Raw genomic sequence first — 26,935 nt, 5'->3', positions numbered from 1 at the left:
ACCACTACTTTAATTTGACTGAGTCTTTAATTCAAGTCCGAAATTCATTTAGCTACGACTTAGTCTATGGCAATCGATGCCCATAATAGATTGAGCCATATCATATACAGAGCGTTGACAGGTAAAGAGCCAAATCTGTTGATTCTTCCCAAGCTCGGCCAACAATTCCAAGGCACTACGTTGACGGTTTTCGTCAAAGCGTACCAAAATATCATCCAAGATAATCGGCAAGGATTCTACTTGATAAGAGAATACCTTTGCTAGGGCGAGACGCAATGCCAAGTAAACTTGGTCAGCTAGACCACTAGACCAGAATTTAAGTTCTAGTCGTTCCCCATTGTTGTTGATAAGTGCTACCCCTTTATTGATACCTAGAATATCAAGCGTATACCTCTCACCAGTTAGTCTTTCAACATAAGAGGAAGCAAGCTCTAACATATGAGGTTGTTTTTCTTGTTCATACGATTGTTGAGCCTTATCCATACAATGGCTTATCAATACTTGCGTAGCCCAATCTTCCAGAGCAGACTCTAATTCACTTTGTAAAGCCTCTCGTTCTTGCAACATTTGGTGTTGTTCCTGGTCAGAACCAAGTGTACGCATGGCTTCAACGATTTGGCCGCGGCGCTCGTACAAGGTAGCCAATTTATCTTCGATAGAGGCTATTTCACGCTCAGAATGAGCCAATTCATCCAACCAGTTATCCTTGTTGCCTTCACGCAAACGACGGTAGAACAAGTCTTTATTCTCTGCATCAGGAGCAAGTAAATCAAGCTGTACCTGACTTTGTTTGTAGATGGTTTGCCACTGTTTATATTGGTCCTCATCGATAAGATGTTGACGATACTCGTTAGAGCTTTCCATACCAGCTTTATGGAGCAGCTCTTGTTGACGAAGGAGTAGCTCTTTTTCCTTGCGATGCCAATTATCGTATTCATTGCGGAAGCTTTTACGTTGCGCTTCCTTTTGTTCCCATACAATTTTATTTTGTTGGAAGTTCTTATATTGGTTATAAATGCGTTTTAGCTCTGTTGGAGATACTGGCGCCTCTATCCCAAGGTTATACCACAAAGCCATCGCTTGGTCTTCAATAATACGTAGGCCTTCTTTATGCTCCGCCAAACGCTTTTCATAGCCTTCTATAGTACGTAGTTGCTCATGATATTGATCATATTCATGTTTGAGGCCAAAGAAATCATCTTCATCGAGACTCTTAGCCGCCCCTTGTGGTAACCAGTTTTGCCATGCTGCGAGAGCTTCATCGTAAATACCTTGTAATGTATGCCCTTCCTGAATCCAGCGTTCAAGATGTGCCGCCCCTTCTAAGGATGGTACAGGACTCGCTGTAGGCGTAGCAGCCTTGATCAAAGCCTCTAGCTGATGCTCTACATCGGATTTACGGGAGGATAAAATTTGTAACTCATAGTTTAATTTAGACACTTCAGAGTTACCATTATGAAGCCTCCATGTAGCATACCAGAATAGCCCCATAGATAGAATCAAAAAAATAAAACCACCTATAGTATAAAATGCAGATTCAAGAACCAACAGGCCTGCTAATACTACCAATACAGCAATAACAGCACCTATACCACTAATGCGTTGTAGCCATTTTGGCAGAATTGTAGGCTGTGCATCTGAACCAGAACTATTCCGTCTAGCCTCTACTCGATCTATATCCATTAAGATACGATCTAATTCACGCTCTAAATATTCTTTTTTAGCTAATTCTTCTTCACTAAAGTTAGGTAAGGATGCCCCTTCAAGGTTCGCCGTCGGCACCTCATCGGTAGCCTCTGCAGGTTTGCGGTCTTGCCAATGTAAAAGTTGTTCTTTTGCGGTGCGCAAACGACTTGCCAAACGTTCTCCATCAAACCAATTGATGTCTTCTGCCATTGGCTCATCATGACGCCACGCAGAATGTAAGGTGCGTGAAAACTCCAATTGTTCCCTAACCTTACGGATGTACGCATCGCCTTCTTCGCACTCACGGCGTAACTGCTCCCATTTAGCACCTTGTTGAATAAGATCTTCAATATCTTGGCCATAAGTTCCAAATGGGCTATCAGGACTAAAGTTAGCTGGCATCAATGCCGCTTCCTTTTCCTGCCATAATTGCATATTGTCACGAGCCCGTTTAATTTCTTCATCAAGGCGAAGAAACTCATCACGACTCAAGGCGAGCTCACTATTGTACTGCTGCATGTGCATACGTGCCTCTTCACTGCGACGATACGTATCCCACGCACGCAATACTACATCGATACCATCCCGATATTCCTTCCATTCTTTCAACTGATTTTGCAATTCCATTTCGGTTTGCTCCGTACTATGAAAGACGGTTTGTAATTCCACATATTGCGCTTCATGCTCCGCCAACTGACTCAGCTTTTGGCGGTTTTCTTTAAGCTCATCCATCAATACATTGATGCGACGTTTACCATTCGAGGATGCTACAAGTAGGTCTGTGGCCCCTTTTTCAACATCCTTAACAGCGCCACCTAAGTGTTCTCCCCCTTCAGCGCCAAAGAATCGGGAACGAACCTCTACCTCTTGTAATACATCAAGGCCTTGTAGGTCGTCTAATGTTAACGCAAATATGCGGTTATATGTTTTTTTATCGATGCCATGCCACCAATGTTGAGCCGGCTCTTCATGGATGGCAGGATTACCAGGACTGTAAAAGTCTAACTGCTTACCCTTACGACCGATATAATAGCTTTCACCATTACGGTCCACATCAAGGGCCCCCGTCATAGGACCATAAGCCTTATGAGTACCACCAAACAACAAGGTGCGCATCCCTTCGAGCAAGGATGTCTTACCACTTTCATTAGGGCCATACATGAGTTGAACCCCATTGTCACCCGTAGTGAAAGACCAGTCGCGATACGGGCCAAATTCATCAAATCGTATGCGTTTAATGTTCATCATTAGCCCCCATCAATACAGTAACACCTTCAATTTCACAACGTTTCAAAGCTCGTGCCAATAATTCATCACTTAATAAATCGGCATATGCGCCTAAGCGCTTAAATTCAGGACGATTCGCCATAATTTGGCGCGCAGTCTGTATTGCATTCCCATCTACCATATCATCATAAGCACGCAAATAATCACCTACTACATCTGTTAATAGACGTCGCTCAACTAGATTAATACTAGGTCTTGTATTAGAAATGATACGGTAAGGCATAACAAATATAGATTTACCTTTCTCTTCATTTTGAGACTCTTGCAACCATAGTTTTCGAATCCCCTCTTGCGTACATAGGCGATGTAGAGGTCCTGTACCGGACAAAACGATGGATAGCAAGATGTTTTTCTTATGCTGCTTTCGCAAGTTTTCTTTTTTACGGCGCAAAATCTCTAAGAAATCCGTTTCATTTTGCATGCCAGCAATATCTATTTTGATTTCCTCAAACCGGACAGCACAGGTGTCGATAAATCGCAAATCACAATGACCATTATGAGATACAGATACAAGATAACACCCCTTAGGTCCATGTTCTTTACGATGCAATCCTTGCGAATTACCAGCATAAACTACGAGAGGCTCCTCGCTAAGAACTTGAGATTTATGAATATGGCCCAATGCCCAATAATCCATAGCGGCCTCTGTTAAATCACTTAAATTACAAGGTCCTGTTACATTGTGGTTTTCAGAGCCTACACTAGAACCTACAGTACCATGCATGACAGCAAGGGAAAATTCATCCCGTTCAAAAGCTCTGTATTGACGAGCATAGTTGTCGCTTTCATTACCATGACCACAACTAATACCATATACGCCACCAATTTCTATATTGTTAACGATGAGCGGAAAGCGCTGCACTTGCTCACTAGAAAATACATGTACATTATCTGGCATCTGTAATTGTGCTTTCCAGCTTTCAGCAGGATCATGGTTACCTTGTACCATATAGACATCAATACGATGCTCCGCCAAGCGATACATGGCGCGCACAAAACGGACTTGAGCCTCTAAATTATGGTCTTCGCTATTATAAATATCACCAGCTATTACAACAGCATGAACATGTTCTGTAATAGCAGTATCAATAATTTTATCTAAGGCTACATAAGTGGCTTCACTTACGGCGCGATCAACAGCGCTGCTAATACCTGTAGCATATTGAAAGGGTGCCCCTAAATGCAGATCACCACAGTGTATAAATCGAAACGGCTGCATCTATATCCACTCCTCCATTAATATTCTTATTATAGTTATATATAGTAATTACAATAGTTTATTATACTACAAAACCTTAAAGATAAGTTAAAAATAACTATCATTTAGCATCAAAACAATATAGTTAAACTAAACTTCTCTTAACTATTAATAAATATAAATTATAAGATAAGCTCATTTTCTTTCATCATAAGATATAAATCATAATATGTTATTATTTTTGTTAACCAATTCATGTATTAAGTTGACAATTTATGCATGAACGTTTACAATCAAATTGTCAATATATTATGTTTTTATTAAGTTAACAATTTCCCGGAGGCTATTATGGCTTTGCCTATAGATCAACAACCATCCCAAGTGGGTACATACGAAAAAATTCTTACCATTGCAAACCGCATCATGAACGGCGGCGAAATTACAAAAGAAGAAGCAATCGAGCTAATTCATACTTCAGATGATGATACCATGATTCTACTCGCTATGGCTGATAAAATTCGCCAACATTTCAATGATAATTCTGTGGATGTATGTGCCATTGTTAATGCTAGGTCCGGCAAATGTCCTGAAAACTGTAAATTCTGTGCTCAATCCGCACACCACAACACAGGCGTTCAGGAGTATCCTTTCATGGATGAAGAAAGCATTCTCCAAGCAGCACGTAAAGCTAAAGAGGCTGGTGCAATTCGTTTTTCCATCGTAACAAGTGGTCGTAATACTAATAACCCTGATGAATTTAATCAAATCATCCATGTATTAGGCCGTATCAAAAATGAAATTGGCCTTGAAATCTGCTGTTCTCTTGGGTTGTTAACTTACGAACAAGCACTCAAATTAAAAGAAGTTGGCGTTACTCGATACCACTCCAATATCGAAACGGCACCTAGTCACTTCCCAGATATTTGTACTACACATTCCTACGAAGACAAAATGTTTACCATAGATAATGCACAAAAAGCAGGCATCCGTGTTTGCTCTGGCGGCATTCTTGGTCTTAACGAAACATTAGAACAACGCGTTGAAATGGCGTTCGAACTTAAACGTTTACATATTGACTCCGTGCCATTAAACATTTTGAATCCTGTTAAAGGGACTCCATTTGAAAGCAACGAAGCTTTACGTCCATTGGATATCTTACGTACCTTCGCTGTATTCCGTTTCATCTTGCCAAACGCATTGATACGGACTGCAGGCGGCCGCGAAGTAAATCTACGAGACTTACAAGCTTATGCTCTAAAAGGTGGCCTAAACGGTATCATGGTTGGTGGCTACTTAACTACTGGCGGTCGTTCACCTCAAGACGATCTCCAAATGATTCAAGACTTGGAGTTGACTCGCAATACAGCTCAAGTCTAAAAACCTCATATATACCATTCTCCATATCTAGAGGATGTAGTATATAAAATATTCCCTAATGCTTTATAAATATTTTACACATAAAAAGAACCATCTAGTTTGCTGTACTAGATGGTTCTTTTATTTCCATAATAAAATATAAATGGCTTGCCCATTTGTGTTCCCTGCAATGGGCTCAGGATTCTCATTAAATTCTACATTCTCATACGGCGTCCCGTCTGACATGTACGCATCTACCTTCAATGTTTCCATGGTTCGATTATATCTACTGATATAAACTTTATATCGCAATTCGTCGCCACCCAGTTCATTAACTCGCAGCCACAAAAGCGCATCGTAATCACTCTTCTGTACACTGTCATTGTCAATAAATAATTGGTTTCCTGATGCATCTGGTCCAACATAGTACCAGTCCGTTGCGTTAGTAGTCCCCCCTATACTGAGTAGCCACAAAAGTGTTAATATGGTGAATATTTTACTCATATGACTGCCCCTCTCATGCTATCGAGCTGTATATTTTATAAAAGCTTAATGTGGATAAACCTTTATAAAATATATAACTTCTCCTTTATATAATACCAAAATTGTCCCATATTTATCAACAATAATTAAAATTAATTACCATGTTTTTTACAAATATAAGAAACTTAAAGAAATTTATTAAATTTCTTCATTTTTAACTCATTTACTCTTCCTATAATGATAATGTCAAATGATAAATAGAGGTAACAATTCCCTGGTTACCGTACGTGTATTTATCTCCCGACAAGTAATACTAACCCCAAACCTACTACTTGTTTAAATACATGTTTCATTTGATATTAATACTAACACTCCCCTTACATGAAAAAAGGACTCTATACAGAGTCCTTTTTTCGTTACTTCATAAACTTATACATATTGTTAAGTCTACATACATATTACCATAAGGGTTAATAGTAAAGGGTTTATAAGGACTCACGAATTAACAAGTAATACTATATTCTTAAAAAAAAAACGCTCAAAAGCTTAAGGAAATACGATAACCATTACGCTTTTGAGCGTTTTTTATTATAAACTACAATTTACTAATTTCTATCTTACTATTTTACTTCAGCCCAACCTAAAGCAGCACGTTTTTCATCGATATCTGCCAAGATTTTCTCAGCTACTTTAGCAGGATCCGTATTTACATACATAACAGAGCCTAAGATATCTTTAGTGTCTTCTTTGAGCCATTTTGTAACAGCATCAGAGCCTTGTGTAGGTGGCTCAACGCAGTGGTAAGAGTTAATCCCCATCAAGCGGAAGCCAAGGGATGCATCGATACCTTTTTCGTTAGACCATTCAGGGCTAGACATAGCAAATGGCAATTGAGGTAAGTTAAGACCAAGTTCTGCCGCAATACCACCGAAGATACCGGAGGAACGCGCATTATCTACACATTCACCCACATGCCATACTGGTGGTTGATCATCACCCAAGAACTCTTGCAATGCAGGACTACATTTCTTGTTAGCATCTGTATTACAATAGCCAAGTTTCATCAATGGGAAAGATGCACAACCATTTGTAAGGATGATACAGCCATTTTTAATAAGTGTATCAACAATATCTACAGTTGCCTTTTCATAGATAACACGAGGGTTGGAACAACCTACTACGTTAACGATACCGCGAACTTTACCAGATTTTAAAGCCTCTGCCAATGGTTTGAAGGAACCATAATGTTTAACAGTGGATTCTGGAGAGAAGCCAACTTCTGCTGTGATTTCGTATGGCGGAATGAATACAGGCATACCTTTGCGCAATTCATGAGCTTCAAGAGCACGATCCAAGATTTTGCGAGCCAATTCTTTTGTTTCAGCCAAGTTAGTGTGATGATGGTCGTAGCCGATGTGTTCAGCACCTGGTAAACGAGCTGCATCAGATGTAGTAATAACCTTTGTGTTGAAGCAACGTGCTACGTCCATGATAGCAGGATAAACGTCTTGAACGTCAGCTACCCAGCAATCAAGAGCGCCTGTACCAAGTACAAGTTCAGCACCGATAGCATTACACAATGGAATAACATTTTCATAACGGTACATACTGGACAAACCAGAGCAGCAGATACCATAGAATTGAATACCTTTAGCGCCGATAGCTTTCGCTTTTTCTAAATATTCTTCAGAAGCACCAATTTTACAAATTTGGGATACCAATGTTGGCAAATGACCATGAACAGCGATGTTAACATATCCTTTTTTCAAGGCACCAATATTAACTTTAGATGTGCGACGACCACCTTGACCAAACAATGCATCTGTTGCGATGTCCGCTGCTACTACGCCTGTGAATGTGAAAGCAAGACCACAACGCAAGAACTGCTTCATGTTACTTTCCCAATCGCCATCTGTGCCTACGCATGTACGATGATATGCATCGAAGGCTTCATTGTATGCGGAAATAGGCAAGATATCCAAATTTTTCCAAACTTCGCGACGTTCAGCAGGAGCCATTGCAGTAATGGTTTTATATTCGCCAGGTAATGCACGGCTCAAATCTTCTAATAGAACATCTGCCAAGTCATTTGCCACTTCTTTTAAAGAACGGCCTTCCTCAGGGATGTTGAAAGCTTTACATACAGTACGGATTTTTTCTTCCCCTAAAATTGGAATATCCAATTGGTCATTAGCAGCCGCTTTCAAAGAAATCAAGATTTCACGAGCATGCGCACCATGTTGAGTCAAACCACCTGCAGCAGCACGTGTCATATTACGAGCTACGATAAGGTCAGCATCGGCACCACAGACACCACGAGGGCTCTTAGGTGTAATTTTACATGGACCCATGAAGCAGATACGGCAACATACACCGGCAATACCGAAGGTACATTGCGGTTGTTGTTTATCAAAACGATCAAATACTGTATCGCAACCGATTTGCTCCATGCGAAGAATCATTTCGCGTACCGCAGGATCTGGTGTTTGCTCGATAACATCTTGTTTTGTAGGCCATGTTTTACGATACTCAGCAACGGCTTTCATATAGTCGTTTACGCCATGTTCATGAGGTACCCCTGGTTCATGAGTGTGTGGCACCCATTTATCCGTCGGCAGAGCCTTTGCATGACTATGGTCGTGACCATGATGATCATGACCGCCACAGTGGCAATGATGCTCATGATTATGGTCGTGACCATGTTGTTCACCATGATTGTGTTCATGGATATTTTTATTTTCCACATCGTTCCTCATTTGAAACCTCCTAGGGGCCTACATAGGCCAACCAATAAAAACAAAAACATATTCTACTTTTAATTCTTTTTAAATCCACTATAATAATGGGTTTTAAATCCTATCTCCTAAATATGTTTTAAATTACTATAAGTATATTTTCTGAAAGGACATTTGTCAATTAAAATTTGAGAAATTTTTGACACATATATATCTAAAAATGTGATATCTGCTATATTTATTAAATTCGATTCCTTCAGTTTCTTTTCATAAACAAAAAGAGGTTAATTCCTAATTTTTACAGGAATTAACCTCTATAATTTAATGATTAATTTTTAAAAATCCCCCGCCCGTCTCAGGATACACTATCTAACGCTCTTTATACCTATATATTACAAAAATTGCTGCATAATATGTGCTACTTCAGATAAATGGAAACGTTTTGCCCTATCAGACCTCGCCACAAGAACTAATTGGCGGAAACAAAGTTTCGATGCAAGAGGATAAAATTTAACCTTATCGTCATCCCCCTTGCTATTGAGCGTGCTCGGCAAGAATGTAATACCATAATCATCCTCTACCAAAGATCTACAAGTGTCCAGATTTTCAGAGCCAATAACAGCTTTAGGTACAAAGGATTCAGCCTGACACAAACGATTTACCAATGTCCGTAACTTAAGACTTTCTCTCAACAGAATAAACGGAAACGCTCCAAATGGTGCGATTTCATGTATACCATCTGGTGTCATAAGCGAATCCGCAATGGCTATAGCTTTTTTATTTTCCACACTAATAGCTAATAAAATTTGTTCATCTAATACGGGATAACTTTCAAGATCCTGAGAATAAATCGGCGTTGGGAATAGCCCAACATCAACTAAACCATCACAAATTTGCTGTTCCAAAAAGTGAGATTCTCCCTCTACAACATGGAACTCCCAAGACGGTTCAATTTGTTGAAAGCTTTTCAATGTTTTCCCCAACATATGATGACCATAGAATTGAGACAATCCGATACGCACATGATAGGCTACATCTGTGCCTTGATTAATGATAGATTGCGTTAAAGCCTCCACCTTTAAAACTAACGGCATGCCCTCTTTTGCAATTTGTAACGACGCAGCAGTTGGCACAACTTTTGTGCGATCACGAACAAATAACGTAACTCCTAGCTCTGCTTCAATACGACGAATCCCCTGACTCAACGCCGGCTGAGAAATATATAATTTTTTAGATGCCTTTGAAAATGATGCCATCTCAACGATGGTACTTATATATTTAATATCCTTAATATCCATAAAACACCTTATAACTAAACATTATCATCTTATCATTAACAAATATTATCACTAATAGCCTATAAATGATAGTATTAATTACATAGTGATAAGTATCTCAGTCCCTTTTATAATGGGGAATATAAAGGAGTTTATTATGGGGCAAAATCTTTCTCGTAAAATATTAGCCACTCATCTATTATCAGGAAACATGAATATAGGTGAAGAAATTGCTATTCGCATAGATCAAACATTGACACATGATGTAACAGGGACTCAAGCATATTTAGCTTTTGAAACCATGAATATTCCTCGTGTTAAAACAGAATTATCTGTCAGCTATGTAGATCATAATTTACTATATGCAGATAATAAAAACCCTGATGACCACGTTTATTTGCAGTCTATTGCTAAAAAGTACGGTATTTACCTATCGCGTGCAGGTAATGGCATTTGCCATACAGTGCATTTTGAGCGTTTTGGTAAACCAGGAAAAATCCTATTAGGCTCTGACAGCCATACTCCTACAGGCAGTGCCATCGGCGCACTAGCTATCGGTGCAGGAGGCCTCGATGTAGCCCTCGCTATGGCTGGTGAGCCAATTTATATAAAAATGCCGCGCATTGTGAAAGTTGGTTTACAAGGCACCCTTCCTATTGGCGTATCTGCCAAGGATATTGTGCTTGAAATGTTGCGTCGTGAAACAGTAAAAGGTGGTATTGGCAAAATCTACGAATATACAGGGGAAGGCTTGTCTTGTCTCTCCATTTATGACCGTTCTACAATCACAAATATGGGGGCAGAAATGGGCGCCACTACCTCAATCTTCCCCAGCGATGAAGTAGTACATCAATTCTTTATCAACCAACAACGCGAAGAAGAGTGGATTGAACTTTTACCAGATGACGATGCTACCTATGATGAAGAAACTGTCATCAATTTGAATGAACTCACGCCATTAGTAGCACAACCAGATATGCCAGATAATGTTATTCCTATCAAAGATTTGACAACTCAAGTAAAGATTGACCAAGTATTTATCGGTAGTTGCACAAATGCTTCTTACACAGACCTCGCTAAGGCAGCCGCCATTTTAAAAGGTCATACCGTCCATCCAGATGTTAGCCTCGTTGTAGCTGCTGGTAGTCGTCAAATTTTCTCCATGGCATTACGTGACGGCATCATCTCAACATTAGTAGATGCTGGAGCCCGCATTTTGGAGTGTGGCTGTGGCCCTTGTGTAGGCATCGGTCAAGCGCCTCGTACAAATGGTGTATCCTTGCGCACATCAAACCGTAACTTTAAAGGCCGCAGTGGTACATTAGACGCATCCATTTATCTTGGTAGCCCTGAAGTAGCTGCCATTAGTGCTCTTAAAGGGTATATCACAGATCCAATTACAGAAGGCGTAACAGATGTACTTTTACAAGTAACTGAGCCCTCCCTCTATGCCGTAGACGATACTATGATTATCCCACCTAGCGACACTACAGATGACATAGAAGTCGTACGAGGTCCTAACATTAAGCCTATGCCAATCAATGAGCCTCTACCTAGCTCTATTCGAGCTCATGTTTCAGCTTACCGACCAGATAATATTACTACTGACGATATTACCCCTGCTAGTGCACAATTCTCTGCACTACGCTCTAATATTCCAGCTATTAGTGAAATCACCTTTGGTCGTATAGACCCCGAGTTCGTATCGCGCGCTAAGCAATACGGTAAATCATTTATAGTGGGTGGCGAAAACTACGGTCAAGGATCTAGCCGTGAGCATGCCGCCATCGCGCCTATGTATCTAGGGGTAAAAGCGGTCATTACAAAATCATTAGCACGTATTCATAAAAATAATCTTATTAATCATGGTGTTGTACCGCTTAACTTTGTTAACCCCTCTGACTATGATCGCATTAGTCAGGATGATGAATTAGAAATCCTGAACTTCCCCGATCAATTACAAACCCGAAACATACGGGTTACTAATCTAACAAAAGGTTTTGACTTCGAAACTGTATCTGATTTAACAGATCGTGAGGTAGAAATCCTAATAGCAGGCGGGCAACTCCGATTGGTACAAGAGAAGAATAGAAACAACTAACAAAAGGTGTCTATGGAAATTTTCAATACTATTACAACAGTCTCATCTGAGACAATTCAAGAATTCGAAAAATTATCCTCTAGTGTCGTTAGTGACGCAATGGATATATTGAATTTAGAACATGGTGGTTGTTTACCGTATACTATCCGCCCACTTCACAACTATGCGAAAACACTAGTTGGGCCTATCACCACGGTATATGCGCCAGAAGGTACAAGCTTGCCTGTTCATCTAGCCATGGCTACACATGCCAAAAACCGAGTTTTATTAATCGCTACAGACAACTATGAGAGCTGTGCTTTTCTCGGTGATATTCAAGCCCATTTAGCAGCACTAAATGGTTGTAAAGGGATTATTTTAGATGGCTTTGTAAGAGATAAAGATGGTTCTAAAGATCTAGACTTACCAATCTACTGTACTGGTACCTATCCAAAACGACCAGGTAAAGCCGATTTAGGTGGCATCAACATTCCTATCACGATAGGAAATATAGAAGTCCAGTCTGGAGATATACTCATTGCTGATACTGATGGTATTGTTGTCATCCCTAAGGAATATGCATCTGCCGTATTAGAGGTAGCAAAGGAAAAAAACGCTTCAGATATTGAGCGTCTCAAAAGAGTCAAAGAATTTAACTATAACGCCGCTAACAATATCCATGATTTCACAAGCATTCTCACAAAAGATGTAGCTGAGTATGTAAAGAAAAATATGTAACTAAATTAGAACACCTAAAAATCAAAACATACAAAAGGCCCTCCACATGGAGGGCCTTATTAATTTAGGAATTACTTAATCTCCAATAATATTGAAGATGTAATGAATCTTACAATTACATTAAGGATTTAAGTACATCCAATACTTCTTGAGGTAATTCGTTTTTATGACCTTTAAGTTTTTCTACATAATCATAACGGAACTCAAAAGCTTGGTGCAATTGGTGATGATACTCGCGCACTTCGAATGGAGGTTCAAAGCCAGGAACCTCTACATAGGAAAGGTTTTCGTATTCACAGAATGGTTTAAATTCTAATGTACCTTCTACCAAACGCTCTAATAAATCAAGAGTAACTTCTTTAGGAATTTTATTTTCCAAGAAGAAGCCAGTGTTCATAATGTAGCATTCTACGCCACATTTAGAAAATAATTTTTTGTAGCTTTCATAATCACGAACCAATGGATATGTGCGGAATGGATTTGCATATGGCTCGATAACAAGCGCATTTGGATCGACGTGAGCATCAAGTTTTTCTGCTGTAGAACGACGAGTCGCAAGGGTTGCACCCATTGTAGAAGCCAATACAGGATCGGAAATCTTAAGGATTGGTGGCAATGTTTTATCTTTCATAAGCCATACAATCGCATTAACAGGTTCACCTACGTAGTTTACGCGGTTATCTGTCCAGAATTGAGATTTAATAGCACGTCCATTGCTGTTTCGCACATCTTCGGCCAGTACAACCTTACGGCCATCCTCATCCATCGTTACACCTACATTTTGTAGCGTCAACAAGAATTCGTTAGCAGGATGTTCCACAGGATAATCTTGCATTTTGTCAAAGTACGTAGGTTCAAGAGCAATAGAACTCAAATCCTCAGTATTGATGATATATGCATCGTCATGCAAGATAGAAATATCATAACGACCATCATGTTTTTCATGAGTCAATGTGGATTTACCGGAACCGGACAAACCGAATACACCAATAGTGTAGGATTTACCATCTTCAAGGTTGTACCGTTTCATGCCACCGTGGCAAGCAACATAGTCGAAGCGATTTGCTAAGGACCACGCAAGTGTAAGTGTACCTTTTTTATGTTCCCCAAAGTAGCGCATACCAAGAATCATAGCACAGTTATGAGCAGGGTCGAAAATAGCAAGACCGCCTGGATGACCTGGTACAACATAGTCAGGATCAGAGTAAATATAGATGTCGCCTTCTGGGATCTCTACACTGTCATTATAGAATTCTTTTACAGCTGCATCAAAGAACTTGAAGTTCATGAGCCAAGAATACAAAATAGACGCGTGATCTTTTGGAATCATCAAATGAGCACGAGCTGTGAATTTTTTATCAAGACCAACGATAGCTTCTGCAGAAATCCACTCTTTATTGCGGCTATCATATACTGCATCACGTGCAATATTAGCGAGTTCAACTTCATCTATGCCTTCATCGCCAATAATACGGCGAGCTTTAGCATAACGGCCAGTAGTTTTACCATCGTTTGTAACAAGGACCTTTGCATCAGCTGGCAAACCTTGCTCTAATGGTTTAAATACTGGCATATCGAGGACGATAACACCTGGCTCTTCAGAGGCTAATTGATACGCTTGTGCCACAGATGTTACAGGAGTTACATTGTTCCCATAGAATGCAGTTTCAATTGTACTGCGCATCATAGAAAATAATGGGTTTGTTTTGATTTCACTTTGCTTCCAAACGCGTCTTGTAGACATAGTATCTAGATCCTCACCTTTAACTATATTAGTAATTTCTCTTATAAAAGTAATTTTGTATATGAAAACACTGCTTAGGCAAATACTTTCATTATTTTCTATTTTACCCTTTTCAATCAAATTTGTATACATAAAACAGATGATTTATAGGAAATTAATGTATGTTTATTTCGAATTAGTGCAACATATTTGTAATGTAATAAATTAACATCTAGCTGTATAAAACCATTAGTATGCAATAGAACACCTTAAAAACTAGACAGAGTTACAAAGTAACTAGTTATATTTACAAAGCAACTAGTCAAATAGCAAAACGAAAAAGAGGCAAGGTCCTAAGCACTTGCCTCTTTCACGTTTAAAAAACACAATTATTTCTTATCTTTATTGATAAATGCGTCGATTTTACTAATTAGATCATCTACCTCAAAATCGCCGCGTTCTGCCATCATCTTGATTGTTGCCACCTTAGCCATTACTTTTACCATAGGTGTTTTTAATTTCTCAAACTTAGGATTTAAAGAAATCAAATGATCTACAATTTCCGGGCATTGTTTAATTAGATTCGACAATGTTGTTTTTGCATCGATATGGAATCGACCATCCGCATCAGTTGTTAACGGTTCTTCTTCTACCTCTTCTGCAGCCTCTTGAGCCAAGGATTTTTCCTTACCACCATCGCCTACAAAATCGGTTTTATCCCAGGTCAACAATGTACGAGAACCTTCGAGTTCACGGATATGTGTACAATCTTGCATCATTTCCAATACGCCGCGGAATTTACCATTTTCATCGCGTACTGCTGTGTAGATAACATAGATGAACAAGCCTGGTTTATTGATCCAGAATTCCACTTGACTTTGTTCTCCAGAACGGAACTTCTCTACGATTTCTTCTACTATATGAACAGATTTTGCTGGGTGACAATTCTTCACCTCACGGCCGATAACGTTCGCACTGCGAGGGAAAATACGATGTGCCGTATCGCTGTAGAACTTAACTAGTTCATTTTCATCTACATAGGATAAATCTACTGGTAAATGACGGAACAACAAATTAATCTGCTCTAATGTCAATTTACCTGTGGCTACATCGAGGACTGCGTCCTTACCAACGGGCGCACCACCAACAGGGCCTACATATTTAGATAGCAAGCCGGCTAAATCATTTAAGAACTCGTTAGATACAGCACCACTTTGAGCTGAATGACTATCATTCAATTGCGCCGCAGAATCATTGATACCTGGCACTACATATAAGCCTGGCGCATTGATGATAGCATAACCAATTTCATGGTCATTTTTACTCATTCGAACAAACTCTTCGTCACTCAACAATTTATAAGACGTTGGCAATAAGACTTCTAGTTCTTTAGAATTCAAATCCCGTAATTTCGCCAAAGTTTCTGGCACAGACGCTAGGAATTCTTCATACTTATCTTCCCGAAGCAATGCATAGGATGCAGAGATAGCATCGCGCACAGCATCATCAAAGGTCCACATAATGCGCGTTGGGCGGTCAAAACCGTGGTCCTCAAGCATTGGATACAGTTGATTTTGCTTACGAGACAGATGTGTTCTCCACTCTGCTAAGGAATCAAAAATGCCAAGCCACGGATTTTTGATAAAATTCTCTTGCTTTAATAATTCATCCGCTTCTAGGGCTACCTTTTCAACAGCGTTGATTTCTTCCAAGTATGCCCACAACGGATGGTTTTCAGGGTATTCATTTTCGGCACGTACTAAAACGCCGTCAAATAAATCTAAGAGATCATCCATTTTCTCTAGGATTTCTTCGTCCTTGTAAACACCTTTCAAACTTTGCTCTGCGTAGGCAAATTCATCAGGTGTACAAGTACCTAGTTTCTCTTTTAAAATGCGATTGCCCTCTTCTAAGGACAATTTACCATCTAAATAATCTTCTTTAATGGACACAATAATTCTGTAACGTTCATTGTTAATATCTAGCTTTTGTTTTAATGGATTCATATGCTTGTACCTCCACGGGCTAATCTATAATTATATTTTTATTATACCATTTTGAAAGTAATTTTCAGTTGCTATAGATACAATTTTGATTAATTTTTAAAATTTACGAATCCAATGTTATGAAAATGAATAACCTTACTTTATTTTTTAGAATATTTTGGCATACAAAAACTGCACTTCAAAATTTGTGTCCAATTTTTGAAGTGCAGTTCTGTATGAGTGATTTTGATTAGTTTTTAAAATCAATATATTCAATTTTAGAAGATGCTACAGGTTTACCATTGGAATCTGTAGCAGGACTAAATCTCCATTTAGAAATAGTATCAACAATGGCTGCATCAAGAGCACTAGAGCCGCTAGATGAAACAACTTCAACATCCCCTACAGAACCATCTTCCCTGATGGTAAAACGTATATCTGCACCATGAGCAGTTTCACCATAGGCAGCGAGCAATGCTCGGTCAATAGGTGGTGTAGCTATAGCTACTGGTGGATCATATGGAGCTGCCAACACAGAAGCTACCATACTAATTACAAACAATGAGCTTAAGATAATACAACGCAACACTTTATTCATCGTTTTCTCCTTATTTAGCTGTCACAGCTTGCTTAGGCAGAGTAATTGTCATCCCAATGATAGATTCATGTGCTTTTTGATCTGTGCCAATAGCAGGTGTGAACTTCCACTGTAAAATCGCTTTTTTTACTGCTTCGTCAACTGGAGTATAGCCAGAAGAACGCTCTATGAAAACATTTTTAACATTACCTTTTTTATCGATTAAGAAGCGTACGCGCATATCAGGCGCTACCGTAGCAGTTTGAGGAATCTCAGGCAACTCTGGTTTTACAATAGTAACCTCCCTTGGAGATTCTAAAAACTTCGCCGCATCAGCTGTATAATCACTTAACATGCCAAAAGATGCAACAAGTACAGCTGCAGCAGCGTATCGGAATAATTTATTCATAATAAGCCTCCTTATTAACCTTTTGTCTATGCATAATATCATACTAAATAAAGATGAATATTAAAAGAATAAATTCTTATTGATAAAATTTCTCATTTATGATATATTGAATTTAAGATAACTGTTCGGACTCACATATCTAGTTGATATGACAAAAAACTACACAAAGGAGGTTCATCATGAGACGTAGAAAGCGTATTCAAATGAAGGTCATGATGGTACTTGGTATCGTTGCCCTCATTGGGCCTAACAATCTACAAGCACTTAATCCCTAAATTATTTTGACCTTAGCAGAAGACTGTATAACTGCCACTAGCCGCTACGTTAGTAGCGGCTATTTTTCCGTTTAAATTCAGAGACATATTCTTTTTCAAATTAATTCATTATTAGAACAAAACATTTCCCTCAAACAAGATTGTTAACGTTTTTAAATTTAGTATCTATAAAAAGGAGGCTTATTATGAAATTCAATCGAATCGTATTAGTCGTCGTATCATTAGCACTTATATTATTTGCCCTTGCAGGCTGCGGAAAAGACACCGCCCAAGATAGTCAGAAAAAACTTAATGTCGTAGCTACAACGACGATGTTAACGGATTTAGTAAAAGAAATCGGCGGTGACCATGTAACCGTTCAAGGTCTCATGGGCCCAGGTGTAGACCCTCACCTATATCAAGCGAGTGCAGGCGATGTAACAGCTATGTCTAAGGCGGATGTTGTAGTATATAACGGCATTCACTTGGAAGGTAAAATGGGCTCCATTTTCGATAATCTAACAAAGCAAAATAAAGCAACTATCCGCGTATCTGATGCCATTGATCCAGCTACACTGCTCGACTTTGACGAAGAAGATGGTGTAAAAACAAAAGACCCTCATATTTGGTTTGACGTTGCTAACTGGAAACTGGCAGCAAAAGCAGTATACGAAGGTCTTGCTAAAGCCGATCCGGCTCATAAAGAAGATTACAAAAAACGCTATGACGCATATCTTACTAAATTAGATGAAACTGATGCGTACGTTAAAGCTCAAGCAGAATCGATTCCGAAAGAATCACGCGTACTCGTAACAGCTCACGATGCGTTCCAATACTTCGCTCGCGCGTACGGCTTTGAAGTAAAAGGTTTACAAGGTGTAAGTACTGCCACAGAAGCAGGTACACAAGATGTGAATAATCTAGTTCAATTCATTGTTGACCACAAAATCAAAGCTATTTTCGTAGAATCTTCTGTACCGCATAAAACTATCGAGGCTGTTCAAGAAGCAGCTAAAGCTAAAGGCTGGAACGTTTCCATTGGTGGTGAATTATACTCCGACTCCCTCGGTTCTGAAGGCACTGAAGGTGGTACATATATCGGTATGGTGAAAGCTAATATTGATACGATTACTAAGGCACTTAAATAAAGGAGGTTTCCATGGAATGGGCCGTTGAAGTTGAAGATATGACCGTAGCATATACGACAAAACCCGTATTATGGGACGTAGATATGAAGGTACCCATCGGTTCCTTAGCGGCCATTGTCGGCCCTAATGGTGCCGGTAAATCCACATTATTAAAGGCCATGCTCGGCCTACTAACAGTTATCTCAGGAAGTGTAAAATTTTATATCGATCACCACTTAGCGATGGACAAAAACGATTACAAGAAAATCGCCTACGTCCCTCAAAGTGGTAGCGTAGACTGGGACTTTCCCACTACCGTACTGGATGTAGTCCTCATGGGCCGTTATGGTCATCTAGGTTGGTTCAAGCGACCTAGCAAAAAGGATAAGGAACTCGCCCTCTCCATGATAGAAAAAATGGGCATGAGCGACTATGTGGATCGACAAATTCGCCAACTTTCAGGGGGACAACAACAACGCGTCTTCCTCGCAAGAGCCCTCGTCCAAGAGGCAGATATTTACCTTATGGACGAACCCTTCAAGGGCGTTGATAAAACCACAGAGCATGCTATTATTTCCCTGTTACAAGAAATGAAAGTTCGAGGCAAAACGGTTATCGTCGTCCACCACGATTTAAATACGGTGCCCCAATATTTTGATTGGGTAACAATGGTAAACAAACAAACTATTGCCTATGGCCCCGTAGCAGATACATTTACGGACGAAGCTATTGAGCGCACCTACGGCAAGGGGAGGATTGTATGACCATACTCCAATCCTATACGACGCAGATGGTACTGCTCGGCACGGCGCTCTTAGGCCTAGCCAGTGGTATCGCTGGCACCTTTGCGGTGCTTCGCAAGGAAAGTCTCATCGGTGACGGTCTATCTCATGCGGCATTACCCGGTGTGGTCATTGCCTTCTTGTTGACAGGCATCAAGGACATCGAAGTTCTCATCACAGGTGCTGCCCTATCCTCTATCACTGCGGCTTGGCTCATTACCATCACCGTAGAAAACAGCAAAATCAAATTTGATGGTGCTTTAGCCACCATACTCTCCGCCTTTTTTGGGCTCGGTATGGTATTGCTCACCTATGTACAAAGCTTAAACAATGCTGGTCAAGCGGGACTTTCAAAATTCATTTTTGGACAGGCGGCCACCATATTAGCGCGCGACGTATACATCACATCTGCAGCGGCGCTCATCATCATCGTGTTAACCGCATTATTCTGGAAGGAGTTAAAGCTCATCTCCTTCGATGTGGAATACGCCAAAACACTACAAATTCCCGTCACTTTCACCCTTATTTTATATCGTTCACTATTGATTATGACCATCATCATCGGCATTCAATCGGTAGGGGCTATCTTGATTAGCTCCCTCCTGATTGCACCCGCCGTAGGGGCAAGACAGTGGACGAATAAACTGGGCACCATGTGTATATTAGCAGGTCTTTTTGGCATGATATCTGCCATCGGCGGTACTATCTGGAGTACAGCGGTCCCCAAATTACCGACAGGTCCAGCTATCATCGTCATTTTATCGATTCTCGTATTGTTGAGCCTCATCTTTGCTCCTAACAGAGGTATGCTCTGGCAGTTCCGCAAAAATAGACAGTCAAAGCACGCATTATTGTTAGAAACCACAAGAGCTCCCAAAACCAAGGCACAGCAAAGTATTTACGCACTTGAGGACGCACAACCTCGCATAGGAGGTGCTCCATGACAGTTCATACAGAGATATTGCTCATTGCCATTGCGGTGTCTATCGCATGTGCCATCCCTGGGGTCTTCCTCGTATTACGCCGCATGTCCATGATGGCCGATGCCATTACGCACACCGTATTCCTCGGCATCGTGCTCGCTTTCTTTATAACGGAAGATTTAAACTCTCCATTTCTACTCGTCGGGGCTACCTTAGTTGGTGTAGGTACTGTATGGCTTACGGAAATGATACACAATACTGGCCTCGTCAATGAAGATGCATCTATCGGTATCATCTTCCCACTTCTATTCTCCATCGCCATCATCTTGGTCAGCTTATACAGCGGTAATGCTCATCTCGATGTAGATACCGCATTACTCGGCGAGATAGCCTTTGCCCCCTTTGATCGATGGATTGTGAATAGCAACGATTTAGGACCTGTATCGTTATGGGTTTCCCTAGGCGTGGCGCTCATCAATTTAATTTTAGTCATGCTATTCTACAAGGAATTGCAACTCTCCACCTTTGATCCGCTACTAGCGGGGCTCTTCGGCTTTATGCCAGCCCTCATCCACTATGTACTCATGACCATGGTATCCCTCACCGTTGTGGCCTCGTTCCAAGCAGTAGGTGCCATTCTCGTCATCGGTCTCATGATAGGACCTGCAGCCATCGCTTATTTATGGACGGACTCTGTGAAAGCCATGCTTACTAGTAGTATCATCATCGGTATTATCTGTGCTGTCGTCGGTACGGAAGTAGCTTTCACCATGGACGTGTCCATCGCAGGTTCCATTGCAACCACCATCGGTATCGCACTGATTATCGCTGTTATCGCAACACCAAAAACAGGCTATATCGCCACATACCGTCGCCAACGTCATTTGCGTCGCCATTATCGGGAAACAATGATGCTGTGCCATATTTATACTCATATGGATACGCCTATCGCGCACGTTGAAAACGGCATTGGCACCATTCACGAGCATTTGAACTGGACAGCGGACTATACCTATCAAGCCGCATCAAATCTGAAGAAACAAGGTCTGCTCTATGTAACGGAAGGGCGATACGCACTAACCGATAAGGGGATAGAACAAGTCAAGGACGCAATCTAAAACAACACGAATCAATCCTAAGGCAATGCTGAAATTGAAGTATTGCAGTTTAAATTAGTACAGAACAGTATGACACAAAAATACCGGTACCAAGATTATCTTGGTACCGGTTAATTTTATGTAAAAACTTTTATTTAAACAGGCAATCCGAATTGTTTAGTATCAATCCAATCCATAGATAGGAGCGACCAAAAGTCTTTTGCTAGTCCGTTTAGTACATAATCATAAGGAATCCATCCGTAGCCTTCTTGGCCCCATTTAGTACCCCAAGAATTTCGTATCAACAAGGCACCTTTTGTGGACTGATTGTCTCTCGTGTTAACAATCACTTTGTCATCGTCATAGCCTACAGCCATAATCGCATGCCCCCATTGAGCCTGCTCATTTTGGCAAGGATACGGAATAGAGCCAGGCTCATCGCCAGCTTCAAAGGACGGAAAACCGAAAAAACCAAACATCGCTGGAATACCGGCAGCTAAATATGTCTTAACACTCGCTAAAACCTCATCTTTTGGTACGTCCTTACTAATCGGATCATGACAGAAATAGTTAACAGCAGAAAAATGATTGGCTAACGAGTAAAGGAATGCATCGGGTTCGCTATCCCAATCTGGATTTACCGTTTCCCCATCAAGGGTATAAGGTAAATACTTTTCATCTGGAACGCCGAACAATACAAGTGCGCCCATTGCCGACCGAAGCCAAGCCCCAGAATCACCAACGGAAAGCATGAGCTTTCTCGTCGCTTTATACACGAATAATCGGGAGCCTTCCATATGAATCCCATACGCTCTTTTTTGGAAATACTCTACCATGCCCACGACGGCATTAGCTGTGCAAGATCCAAGGGTTAGCTGATCCTCTACAGGCGAGCACCATTCCCGAAGATCAATAGAACTAGGTATTTCGTTTGCATTTTCCAAATTGTCCGCTTCATTGATGCCAAGACGCATGGAAAGAGCGGCAACAACAGGATGTTCATTCGAATAATCTCGCAAATCGGGAAGTGGCGGCAACCAACCTGTAGTAAGTGGTTCACCGGCTTTACAGCCTCTCATAAATTTTCTTTGTCCATATAGTGAAGGAAATATTTGCATAGTAGCTCCTTTCTTTTAGAGTCTAATATGTTCTGGAGATTCAATCATCAAACCAGCCGCTTCAATAGTTGCAATCGGGTCATATTTTGAAAGCTCCCCAAAATCGAGCCCCGTGATTTCCTCTATGCGAGTAACAGGAACTTGATAGGTTTTATACTCGCCATAAGCAAACTCAAGATTTTCAATCATATTCTTCTGAGTTTGGAGATATGCAGTAGCGGACATATTTCCATCGTCCTTAACCATGACTACAACCTTCCAAAACTCTGCAGGTATCTTGAATTTTCCGCGATAAATCATATCATCACTTCGAAATACCGGTCCCGTAAACACAGTAACCTTCAAGTTGTAGTTCTGTGCATTTTTCATGATATAAGTTTCTAAATCAAGCCAAATCTTTTGATTTAAGTTCTTATGTTGAGGTGAACTGTTTGTGAAATAGAATGTATCATCATTCGCCTGTATAGCCTTATCACCCCAGACCGGATCCAATCTTTTCACAAGGTGCCCGCGGTCCAAATCATTCTTGGCATATAAATCATTTCCGTACTGAGCACTTTCAGGAATGCGCGGATCAAAGTTCCAATTATCTGCACTTCGCTTAATATTTTGTGCTAGCTGTCCATCTATATTCACAGCCGTGAAATAGGCCAGACAACGCGAACGGCACATTACAATGGAAAAGTGAGTATAATCGAGAACATAACTTCCATTATCCATACGGGATACATCCTTCTGCATTTCTTCAGAGAGTTTTGGAAGATCAACTTTATACTTTGCTCCAAGGAATGCACTATTATAGCCTACATCCCTTTGCTCTGGAGTCGGTGGCTCAGGATCTGGAATCGGCGGTTCAGGATTTGGAATTAGTGGCTCAGGAGCCGGTTCCGGTTCAGTATCGACATTTAGATTAGGGAATATTTCTTTGATAAATCTCTTTTCCCCTGCAGTGAGTTCCTTAAACTTCGTTGCAAAGTAATTTGAAATAGAACTGATGCGAATCCCTTCATTGCCAATCCAGGCATTCCTTTTATTAGGATCAGGCACCCCAGAATGGTGCAATGCTACAACGACCCATTGATCATTAAATACCGGAGAGCCGGATGAACCCGGTTCAGTATCGGTAAGGTAATGAATGAAGTCATCGAAAATCGAGCTAACCTTGTTCTCACGAATAGTGACGGACTTAGGTCCTCCCTTTGGATGTTGAATGATGGAAACATATTCGCCTTCAAGAATTTTTCCCGTTTCAGGAATGAGGTGAAGATGTCCAAAATCTTTAGGATGTTTTGCACTTGCAGGATTATCTTTAATTGCAACGAGCGTAAAATCAAGCTTTTCATCAGTAATAAAAAACTGTTCAGGGTTTAAGCGAAAGGTATACGTAGGGCATGGCATAAAGTTTTCATCATCCTGATAATTAAACTCTGCCAGGGAATTTAGAGCGGTCTGCATGCTATCGATTACATGATTATTGGTCATCAATATATTATCAGAAACCAAAAAGCCCGTTCCGGAGCCAATAAAGCTACCCTTGTCATCGCGAATTTGAACGCGACAAATAGAATTTCCCGCATCCATTCCCATTTGCAAGTAAGCAATAGGAAAAAGATCACTTTTCCCCATTATTCGCTCCATCGCAATGGAATCATAGTCATTGAGCATATTCCGCCTTAACTGAAGCGTATCGAGCTTAACACTCTCTTTTTCAAGACCGGAATCTCTTTTAGATTCATTTTCGGTAAATCGCTTTAAAGCCTCTTCCTGAATTCTATGCTTCTTAGCTTCAAGGCTTTCTTTCGAGATTTCCCTTTGTTCAATAATACCACGTAACATAAAAACACTCCTTTCATACTTACATGAACATCATAAAAAGTTATAATCACTCCTTTCTTCTATATATGAATAGTATGAAAAGTTAACAATAACCCTTTCATAATAGAAATGATAAACTTATACGATTTTTCATTAAAAGAAGTTATACTATCAATTATGTATACAGTATACTTTCTATAGAACCCTGGGTTCAGTTTTTATAGGGAACTTTCCTCTTCTTATACTTATAATTATACCATATAAACAGGTCGATTATAATGAAATGTACAAAAGCCGCACTAACAATTCATATGTTAGTGCGGCTATGTCGTTATTATCTATACCAGCTCCTAAATAGCTAGATTATCTATCTTTAACTGCTTAGGTCAAAACTAGTATAAATACGATTCCATTTATACATCGGCTTATTTCTCACCTTTTATCCTTTTTATACTCAAGTAATCGCCTCGAGTGGAATAACATGAGGTAAACCACGATCATCCATATAAATTTTTGTTTTAACACGGTATACATCTTCCATCATGGCTTCTGTAAAGATGTCTTTCGGTGCGCCCTGAGCGTATACTCTACCCTCTTTGAGCACGATGATTTCATCTGCGAACATAGCCGCCAGATCAAGATGATGCAATGTTACGAGTGTTGTAAAATCATTTTCTTGAGTCAGATTTTTTAGCAATGTTAACAAGTCAAATTGCTTGTGCAAATCTAAAGCACTTGTCGGTTCATCAAGAATTAAGATTTTAGGTTCTTTTACAAGGGCTTGCGCCATGAACACAAGTTGGCGTTGACCACCGCTGAGCTCCATGATGCTACGCGATGCAAAGCGCTGTAAGTTCAACCGTTCCAATACCTCTTGTGTGGCTGCAATATCCTCATCACTTACGCGGAAGGACATGGAGCCCATACGCCCTAGCATAACGACTTCAAAAACAGATAGATTGACTTTACAGTCATTATCTTGAGACAAATAGCTCACTGTACTACTAAAATCCTTTGTAGAATATTGAGATACAGGTTTACCATTAACGGAAATCTCGCCCTTGCCTTTCAAGATACCCATGATTGTTTTTAAAAGTGTAGATTTACCAGCACCGTTAGTACCAATGAGCGCAGTCAATTTACCTGTTTTGGCAGCAAAATCAACGCCCTTTAAGATTTGCCCGTCTTCCGTAGCGGAATAACCAAAGGTTAGATTATGAACTTCAATCATTTGAAATAGCTCCTTTTCCTAGTTAATACCAACGAGAAGAAGAAAGGTACGCCGATGATTGCCGTCACAATACCGATTGGGAACATCGCCCCAGGAACGAGCATCTTACTCGCAATAGATGCGAGAGACAAAATCGCCATGCCACACACTGCAGATAACGGTAAAAAATACCGTTGATCCTCACCTACAAGCATACGTGCAATATGTGGTCCTACAATACCGATAAAACCAATAGTTCCAACGAAAGAAACAGCAACGGCTGTAATGATGGAGATGAAAGCAAACACTTTTACTCGTAAGCTTTCAACATTAACACCAAGACCGGAAGCCTTTTCATCGCCTAATTTTAATGCTGTTAAACGCCAAGATTCACGCATCATGAGCGGAAGCATGATTGCTAGCACAATAAGAACAATAGAGATGTTCACCCAATTTGCCTTAGCTAAACTCCCCATCGTCCAGAATACGATGTTTTGAAGGGCCTCAGGAGATGCCATATATTGCATCAAGGATTGAAGCGCTTGGAACAAGAACATCATGCCGATACCAGCGAGAATCATCGTTTCAGAGGAGAAATTCTTAATCTTATTGATGGAATAGATAAAGAAGCTCGTCAAACTAGCAAATACGAAGGCGCCGAATGGAACCATAAAGACGCCTAAAAACTCTAATGCACTAGCGCCTACAACGACCATGAGAGATGCACCGAAACCAGCCCCTGCGGATATACCAAGTGTATACGGGCTAGATAACGGGTTATCAAGGATAGTCTGCATGCCAGCACCAGCAATGCCCAAAGAAGCACCTACGAGCAACGCCATAATGGCCGTCGGAATACGAATCGACCAAATGATAACATATGCGTTTTTGGAAACCTCTACTGGGTCTGTTAATGCGAGCCATACATCACTTAACGTAAGTGATGCAGGACCTACAATAATATCGGTAACAAAACTTACCGCACAAATGATCAATCCGATAATAATGAACAATAGTTTTTTATAACTCTGTTTCTTATAATCGTACTGGTTGTTAGTTTCTGTCACTATACAAA

Annotated in this window: 20 protein-coding genes; 7 read left to right on the top strand and 13 right to left on the bottom strand. The window is 40.3% G+C overall.

Annotated features, from left to right (window positions below):
- Window positions 1-48: 48 nt before the first annotated feature.
- Window positions 49-2,931: an ATP-binding protein gene (locus HMPREF1865_RS04615; protein ID WP_060919359.1), complete on the bottom strand. Its 2,883-nt coding sequence runs from the start codon at window positions 2,929-2,931 to the stop codon at window positions 49-51.
- Complete coding sequence (locus tag HMPREF1865_RS04610; protein ID WP_060919358.1) at window positions 2,921-4,192, bottom strand: metallophosphoesterase family protein; 1,272 nt, start codon at window positions 4,190-4,192, stop codon at window positions 2,921-2,923. Before HMPREF1865_RS04610 ends, HMPREF1865_RS04615 begins: the two co-directional genes overlap by 11 nt.
- A gap of 327 nt (window positions 4,193-4,519) precedes the next feature.
- Between HMPREF1865_RS04610 and bioB the strand changes: the two genes are divergently transcribed.
- Window positions 4,520-5,548 carry a biotin synthase BioB gene (gene bioB, locus HMPREF1865_RS04605; RefSeq protein ID WP_060919357.1) on the top strand — a complete coding sequence of 343 codons (1,029 nt, stop codon included), beginning with the start codon at window positions 4,520-4,522 and terminating at the stop codon, window positions 5,546-5,548.
- Window positions 5,549-5,668: 120 nt separating this feature from the next.
- Here bioB and HMPREF1865_RS04600 read toward each other — a convergent pair whose 3' ends face one another.
- The 3 genes from HMPREF1865_RS04600 to HMPREF1865_RS04590 form a co-directional block, all read right to left on the bottom strand.
- Window positions 5,669-6,031, bottom strand: coding sequence for a hypothetical protein (locus HMPREF1865_RS04600; protein WP_008603073.1), 363 nt, complete (start codon window positions 6,029-6,031; stop codon window positions 5,669-5,671).
- A gap of 599 nt (window positions 6,032-6,630) precedes the next feature.
- Window positions 6,631-8,766 carry an anaerobic carbon-monoxide dehydrogenase catalytic subunit gene (gene cooS, locus HMPREF1865_RS04595; RefSeq protein ID WP_060919356.1) on the bottom strand — a complete coding sequence of 712 codons (2,136 nt, stop codon included), beginning with the start codon at window positions 8,764-8,766 and terminating at the stop codon, window positions 6,631-6,633.
- Window positions 8,767-9,137: 371 nt separating this feature from the next.
- Window positions 9,138-10,043 (bottom strand): LysR family transcriptional regulator, encoded by a 906-nt coding sequence (locus tag HMPREF1865_RS04590; protein WP_060919355.1) that lies wholly within the window; start codon window positions 10,041-10,043, stop codon window positions 9,138-9,140.
- 136 nt (window positions 10,044-10,179) lie between these two features.
- Between HMPREF1865_RS04590 and HMPREF1865_RS04585 the strand changes: the two genes are divergently transcribed.
- Window positions 10,180-12,123 carry an aconitate hydratase gene (locus tag HMPREF1865_RS04585; protein WP_060919354.1) on the top strand — a complete coding sequence of 648 codons (1,944 nt, stop codon included), beginning with the start codon at window positions 10,180-10,182 and terminating at the stop codon, window positions 12,121-12,123.
- A 12-nt stretch (window positions 12,124-12,135) separates the two neighbouring features.
- Complete coding sequence (locus tag HMPREF1865_RS04580; protein ID WP_060919353.1) at window positions 12,136-12,840, top strand: RraA family protein; 705 nt, start codon at window positions 12,136-12,138, stop codon at window positions 12,838-12,840.
- Between the two features lie 115 nt (window positions 12,841-12,955).
- Here HMPREF1865_RS04580 and HMPREF1865_RS04575 read toward each other — a convergent pair whose 3' ends face one another.
- The 4 genes from HMPREF1865_RS04575 to HMPREF1865_RS04560 form a co-directional block, all read right to left on the bottom strand.
- Entirely contained in the window at window positions 12,956-14,584 is a 1,629-nt protein-coding gene (locus tag HMPREF1865_RS04575) for a phosphoenolpyruvate carboxykinase (ATP) (protein WP_060919352.1), read from the bottom strand.
- 368 nt (window positions 14,585-14,952) lie between these two features.
- Window positions 14,953-16,569: a PAS domain-containing protein gene (locus HMPREF1865_RS04570; protein ID WP_060919351.1), complete on the bottom strand. Its 1,617-nt coding sequence runs from the start codon at window positions 16,567-16,569 to the stop codon at window positions 14,953-14,955.
- Window positions 16,570-16,798: 229 nt separating this feature from the next.
- On the bottom strand, window positions 16,799-17,146 hold the full coding sequence (locus HMPREF1865_RS04565) for an energy transducer TonB (RefSeq protein WP_060919350.1): 348 nt from the start codon (window positions 17,144-17,146) through the stop codon (window positions 16,799-16,801).
- A gap of 10 nt (window positions 17,147-17,156) precedes the next feature.
- On the bottom strand, window positions 17,157-17,534 hold the full coding sequence (locus tag HMPREF1865_RS04560) for an energy transducer TonB (RefSeq protein WP_060919349.1): 378 nt from the start codon (window positions 17,532-17,534) through the stop codon (window positions 17,157-17,159).
- A gap of 460 nt (window positions 17,535-17,994) precedes the next feature.
- Between HMPREF1865_RS04560 and HMPREF1865_RS04555 the strand changes: the two genes are divergently transcribed.
- From HMPREF1865_RS04555 to HMPREF1865_RS04540, 4 genes are read left to right on the top strand one after another with little or no spacing between them, the layout of a single operon-like run.
- The gene (locus HMPREF1865_RS04555; protein ID WP_060919348.1) at window positions 17,995-18,936 is read left to right on the top strand and encodes a metal ABC transporter solute-binding protein, Zn/Mn family; all 942 of its coding nucleotides are present in this window, start codon (window positions 17,995-17,997) and stop codon (window positions 18,934-18,936) included.
- 11 nt (window positions 18,937-18,947) lie between these two features.
- Window positions 18,948-19,679 carry a metal ABC transporter ATP-binding protein gene (locus HMPREF1865_RS04550; RefSeq protein ID WP_060919347.1) on the top strand — a complete coding sequence of 244 codons (732 nt, stop codon included), beginning with the start codon at window positions 18,948-18,950 and terminating at the stop codon, window positions 19,677-19,679.
- On the top strand, window positions 19,676-20,641 hold the full coding sequence (locus HMPREF1865_RS04545; protein ID WP_060919346.1) for a metal ABC transporter permease: 966 nt from the start codon (window positions 19,676-19,678) through the stop codon (window positions 20,639-20,641). The genes HMPREF1865_RS04550 and HMPREF1865_RS04545 overlap by 4 nt, the downstream gene beginning before the upstream one ends.
- Window positions 20,638-21,738 (top strand): metal ABC transporter permease, encoded by a 1,101-nt coding sequence (locus HMPREF1865_RS04540; RefSeq protein WP_060919345.1) that lies wholly within the window; start codon window positions 20,638-20,640, stop codon window positions 21,736-21,738. Before HMPREF1865_RS04545 ends, HMPREF1865_RS04540 begins: the two co-directional genes overlap by 4 nt.
- 134 nt (window positions 21,739-21,872) lie before the next feature.
- On the opposite strand, the gene HMPREF1865_RS04535 is transcribed toward HMPREF1865_RS04540, so the two are convergent.
- From HMPREF1865_RS04535 to HMPREF1865_RS04520, 4 genes are all read right to left on the bottom strand, one after another.
- Window positions 21,873-22,835: a C1 family peptidase gene (locus tag HMPREF1865_RS04535; RefSeq protein ID WP_060919344.1), complete on the bottom strand. Its 963-nt coding sequence runs from the start codon at window positions 22,833-22,835 to the stop codon at window positions 21,873-21,875.
- Between the two features lie 15 nt (window positions 22,836-22,850).
- The gene (locus tag HMPREF1865_RS04530; protein ID WP_060919343.1) at window positions 22,851-24,671 is read right to left on the bottom strand and encodes a DNA/RNA non-specific endonuclease; all 1,821 of its coding nucleotides are present in this window, start codon (window positions 24,669-24,671) and stop codon (window positions 22,851-22,853) included.
- A 433-nt stretch (window positions 24,672-25,104) separates the two neighbouring features.
- Complete coding sequence (locus tag HMPREF1865_RS04525) at window positions 25,105-25,881, bottom strand: ABC transporter ATP-binding protein (protein ID WP_060919342.1); 777 nt, start codon at window positions 25,879-25,881, stop codon at window positions 25,105-25,107.
- On the bottom strand, window positions 25,878-26,927 hold the full coding sequence (locus HMPREF1865_RS04520; protein ID WP_060919341.1) for a FecCD family ABC transporter permease: 1,050 nt from the start codon (window positions 26,925-26,927) through the stop codon (window positions 25,878-25,880). Before HMPREF1865_RS04520 ends, HMPREF1865_RS04525 begins: the two co-directional genes overlap by 4 nt.
- Window positions 26,928-26,935 lie beyond the last annotated feature (8 nt).

Source organism: Veillonella parvula (assembly GCF_001553335.1).
GTDB classification, from domain to species: Bacteria; Bacillota; Negativicutes; order Veillonellales; family Veillonellaceae; genus Veillonella; species Veillonella parvula_S.
The sequence above is the reverse complement of the archived record's forward strand: the minus strand, read 5'-3'. Positions and strand labels throughout refer to the sequence as shown.